Raw genomic sequence first — 4,662 nt, forward strand, 5'->3', positions numbered from 1 at the left:
GCACGGAGCGAAAGGAAGGAACGACCATGAACATCAAACGAGAGATCATTCAGGCTAACGGGTTCGGCATCCCGTGCGTCATCGTGACGCCTCCAGACTCCCGCGGTGCGGCTCTCATCGTCCACGGGTACGGCGGTTGCAAAGAGGAGCAGCTTGGCTTGGCCTGGCGCGTTGCTGAAGCCGGCATTACCGCATGCGCTATTGACCATCGGGGACACGGTGAACACAAACTGCCGTTAGACGAAGGTGTAGTGCATGATGTTGAAACTGCCATCACGTATTGCCGCCGTTTCGGCAAGGTTGCTGCCATAGGTCATTCTTCAGGCGGCCGCATCTGCCTGATGACTTCAGCGGATTTCGCTCTCGGGATATCACCCGCGCTTAAGACCACGTACAGTCCGGAGACACAGGGAATCATCACCATGATGAGGAGTTATCGAGTACGCGAGTCCTTTGCTGGTGTGAACTTTGAAGTTCTTAAGAAACTTCCCGTTCCACGATCTATCCACAAGGAACGGGGACTCATACTCTTTGGATCCCGAGATGTTCCGGAGATAGTAGCCGCATGCAAGGAGCTGCAAGCACAAGGCAATCCTGTTATAGAGATTGATCGGGCGCTGCACGGCGATATTTTCTTGCTTGAGGAGACTTTCGGGCGCGTGGTGAAGCAACTCGCTGTATGGTTCGGCAATGCGTGAGCTCGAACAGCACGTATGAACAGCGAACAGGGTTAGTTACCGACACGAGCCATGAGACTGCAACTTCCGTCTGGCTCATCACATCCGAACAGCTGGTCTGAAAAGCAAGGGCCGCCAGAAAACGGAGGTTTAAGTGAAAACCCATCGGTACCACCCCACCCGTACGTAAACCCACCCAAACGGCGCTATGTGCACTTACATCTCGTAATGCGCAACGGCAGCGCAGGTGGGATTTTTTATCTTGGCAAGTAGATAAACGGATTGAGGATTTCTTCCTCTTCTGCAAGGGTGAAGACCTGTTTTTCTCAGACGCTTGCGCATTACAAAATGGAAAGTGCCGAATCTGTAGCCGCATCGGTCTCAGGCCTTGCGGGTCACCAAAAATAGTAGCCAACCGTGACTATGTTGGCATGGACGGATCTGTTCGGAGAGGCGGTGCCCCCGTTTGAGTAGTGTCTGAACGTGTCCTCAATGAAGAAGTTCTTGTATCTGAGACCGAAGCCCGCCTGCAGTATGAAGTCAAAATGGGTTCCCTGTTCCTCGAAACCAATGGTGGTATAGGCCGCGCCGACTCCCGCACTCAGAAAAGGGCGCCAGTCATCTTTTCTGATCGGGTAGTACCGTATCCCCAGATTAAAACCGACGTCGGCGCCGTCGTTGGGCCTGTTCACGTAGGCTGCCCACGGCTGGGCAGTAACGTCAAGGTTCTTGAGGCCTGAAGCTCTTTCATAGAGATAGGCCACCTGAAAGAAATCGTACATCTGTCCGCCTTGGATGTGCCCCGTGCTCTTTCGCGGGTTGAGGAACCCAAAGCCGTAACCGACTGACATGGCCTGTTCCGCTGAAAAACTGCTGATCGCGCAAAACAGAGAGAGGCAGACCAGACACACGCCTGCCATCAATTTCGTCATCGGCTCGTGTTTTTGCCCGTTGGTGCTAAAGAGAATTCTCGCCCTCATGCGGTCACTGCTCTGAAGAATTGTTTTAACTATATAAGGCTTTACATACTAACGAATCGAACGACCTATATAACGGACATGGATCTGAACATTCATATTCTCAGCCACCGCCTACAGGAGGAAACATCGCAATGGTGTCTCCATCCTCGAGCTTTGTTTCAAGACCGTTCAGGTCATGAATGTGTTTGCCGTTTTTCAGGATTGCGACGTAAGGTTTAAGCTCATTACCGTCGAACATTTCCTCGCGGCGTTTCGACGAATCGCATAAGAGATCTAAGAGGTCCCTCATATTGGCCCCGCTTTGGAGCTCGACATACCTATCCTGAAAAAACTCTCTGAAAGATGCGAAGAATTTTAGTTGTATCTTCAAAATGGGATCTCCTCCCTCCGCAATATTCTACAATGAAGTCGAAGCGCGCAAGAATTCATTTGTCTCTCGTATCGCTCCGATCTCTATTCCAGGATTATTCATATGATTATCTTCACCTGGAAGTGCACGAGTAGCATGGGTCAATCGAGGCATTGATGATTGGAACATCGGCGAGATTAGCTCCAAGTACCATCAACCTCACGACCGGCATATTCACGAGACTTGGCGTGCGGATCTTCACCCTCGATGGAACATCTGAGCCATCAGAAGCAACATAGTAGAAGGCTTCTCCACGCGGGGCTTCGGAACGAACGACTGTCTCTCCCGGCGGCACCTCCACAAATTCGGGTCCACGGATTGGACCGGGGGGCATCTGTTTGAATGCCTGCTCGATCATGCGGCAGCTTTCAACCATTTCAAGCAGACGGACAACCGCTCGTGAAAATACATCACCCGAAGTCTCAATAGGCACTTTGAATTCCAATTGATCGTATGCGGCGTAGGGAGCCGAACGCCGTATGTCTACCGGGATGCCTGAGGCTCGGGCAGTCGGCCCGACAACCCCCCATGCAATCGCCTCTTCTTTTGTCAGCACACCGATCCCGATGCAACGAGCCCGTATTGTGCGATCGGTTGTAAAAATAGGGATTAATGTATCTTCTATCTCTTGCCGAATCCATTTCACTATTTCCAAAACAGCATGAGGGTTTGCTATTTCCCGGGTTATTCCTCCAATGCAATTCATTGCGTAATGAACACGGTTGCCCGAAATGATTTCAAGGATATCCATCAAACGCTCGCGTACACTAAAGCAGGTCATAAACATCGTCTGGAAACCTATGATCTCAGCTGCAATGCCGGCCCACAACGCATGGGAGGTAAGTCTTTCAAGTTCCGCGATAATAACCCGGATATACTGAGCTCGTGCCGGGACCGGCAAACCAGCCAATTGTTCTACAGCTCTGCAGAAGGTAAGCGTATGCAAGTCTGAGCAGATGCCACAGACCCGCTCTACCAACGTGATGGCCTGGCTGTAATTACGTCTTTGTGCAAGCCACTCAACGCCGCGAAAATTGAACTTGATATGCAGATTAGCATCTTGAACGGTTTCACCCTGGCATTTGAGTTCTAACTTAAAAGGTTCTTCCAATGCAGGATGATAAGGGCCGATCGGGACAGTGTAACTCATCGTGCTCTTTCCTTTCCTTCTTGATCGTCGCGAGACTGATGAAGAAAGATTCCGGGCGGATCTTCAGGACTCAAGAGGAGCGGCGCTGAATCCCGGCCGTTAAACTGAACGGCAAAGCAGTCATGGATTTCCCTTTCCATCCAGTCGGAAGCAGGATGAATCGCGGCAATGCTGCAAATGGTGCCCTTAACGGTCATGGTGACCAGATTCAACATCCGGCCTTCCAGATCCCAGTGGTAGATGATCCGGAACTCGCCTTTTGAAGTCTCGGCTGCGGTAATGGTTACCAGACGTGCTCCAGCCGCGGTCATCAGACGCGCCATCTTCTCCACATCCATACTGGAGGCTTCCGACCACCAACCGTCAGATCTCTTGTCCCAGAATTTTCCGGCGCCTAATTGTGTTAAAATTCCTTCGTTCTTATCCATTTGCTTCACACTCAGGCTCCTTACCTTCTGATGGAATCGCTTTTCCAGCGGTTGTCCATAAATCCTTCTGTGAACGCCGCAGCCGGCAACGGCGACATAACAATCCCCTTGAACGTATCTGTTCTGTTATTTCTTTGTACGCGCGCCGCAACATCGACTCACTGACGGGCGGGGTCGGACGGCCGCATTCTGGGCAGATGGGGTAGGAAATGCGGTGAACCTCCTTCAATTCTTCAGGTTGAGAGTATGGAGGAGCAGACTCCCCCATCATCGACAGCGCTTCCCCGGCGCATGACTCAGCGCATCTCCCGCAAAAAGTGCACTGCCCTGGAGAATAAGTCCACTCGCAATGATCCTCACGGTCCGCTACCTTGATTGCGCCGGAAACACAAACATAGGCGCACATCCCGCATGCGACACACTTCTCCGTTTGGATCTTCACCGGGCCCCGGAAGCTCTTTGGATGCGGAACTTGGTGGGGAATACGCAGGGTAGTCGGTGCCAGTCTGCCGTTTTTCATCAGTAAGGAAAAGACGCTCATCGGATAAGCCTTTCAATATTCGATACGGTGGCCATGATCAATGCCGCCACGCCCAGGGCCATGCCCCATCTCCAGTAGACACGGGCAGCCTGCGGGACCTTCAAACGAGCCGTCCCTGCCGCCGCAATCGTCAACAGGATCACGAGAATCAGGGAGAACCCCGCGAACAGGGCAACATTGCCAAGCGCGCTGCCGGTGCGAAACGGAATCGCGAGACACGCTGTAAGCCCGGTCAGAGCCACCCATTCCAGCCCATGCGCCAGTTCCCATAGCGCCAGTTGTGAACCGCTGAATTCCGTTGTCGGTCCGGAATATATCTCCTGCTCAGCATTGGAAAGAGAGAAGGGGTTAAGGTGCAGCTTGGCCGGAAGACAGAGTAGTAGGGTCAGAAGCGAAAGAACCCGTACACCCGTCGCCGGAGCCGCTGCTATGTCTGCGAGGCGCAGGCTCTGAGCGGAGGATGCGAGGGCCACCATG

The 4,662-nt window shown here is 52.5% G+C and carries 6 protein-coding genes; 1 reads left to right on the top strand and 5 read right to left on the bottom strand.

From position 1 onward, the window contains the following. Positions 1-698, top strand: a 698-nt coding sequence (locus VMT62_14550; protein ID HVN97646.1) for an alpha/beta hydrolase, incomplete at its 5' end; no start/stop codon positions are given. 374 nt (positions 699-1,072) lie between these two features. Here the strand turns inward: VMT62_14550 and VMT62_14555 are convergent. From VMT62_14555 to VMT62_14575, 5 genes are all read right to left on the bottom strand, one after another. Beyond that, positions 1,073-1,657 carry an acyloxyacyl hydrolase gene (locus VMT62_14555; protein ID HVN97647.1) on the bottom strand — a complete coding sequence of 195 codons (585 nt, stop codon included), beginning with the start codon at positions 1,655-1,657 and terminating at the stop codon, positions 1,073-1,075. 100 nt (positions 1,658-1,757) lie between these two features. Next, positions 1,758-2,027, bottom strand: coding sequence for a ubiquitin-like small modifier protein 1 (locus VMT62_14560; GenBank protein ID HVN97648.1), 270 nt, complete (start codon positions 2,025-2,027; stop codon positions 1,758-1,760). A 112-nt stretch (positions 2,028-2,139) separates the two neighbouring features. Continuing rightward, positions 2,140-3,177: a nickel-dependent hydrogenase large subunit gene (locus tag VMT62_14565; GenBank protein ID HVN97649.1), complete on the bottom strand. Its 1,038-nt coding sequence runs from the start codon at positions 3,175-3,177 to the stop codon at positions 2,140-2,142. 35 nt (positions 3,178-3,212) lie between these two features. Next, positions 3,213-3,644: an NADH-quinone oxidoreductase subunit C gene (locus VMT62_14570; GenBank protein HVN97650.1), complete on the bottom strand. Its 432-nt coding sequence runs from the start codon at positions 3,642-3,644 to the stop codon at positions 3,213-3,215. A 537-nt stretch (positions 3,645-4,181) separates the two neighbouring features. Further along, positions 4,182-4,662 (bottom strand): NADH-quinone oxidoreductase subunit H (locus tag VMT62_14575; GenBank protein ID HVN97651.1); only part of this gene is annotated, 481 nt, incomplete at its 5' end.

It is taken from the genome of Syntrophorhabdaceae bacterium, assembly GCA_035541755.1.
GTDB lineage: Bacteria > Desulfobacterota > Syntrophorhabdia > Syntrophorhabdales > Syntrophorhabdaceae > PNOF01.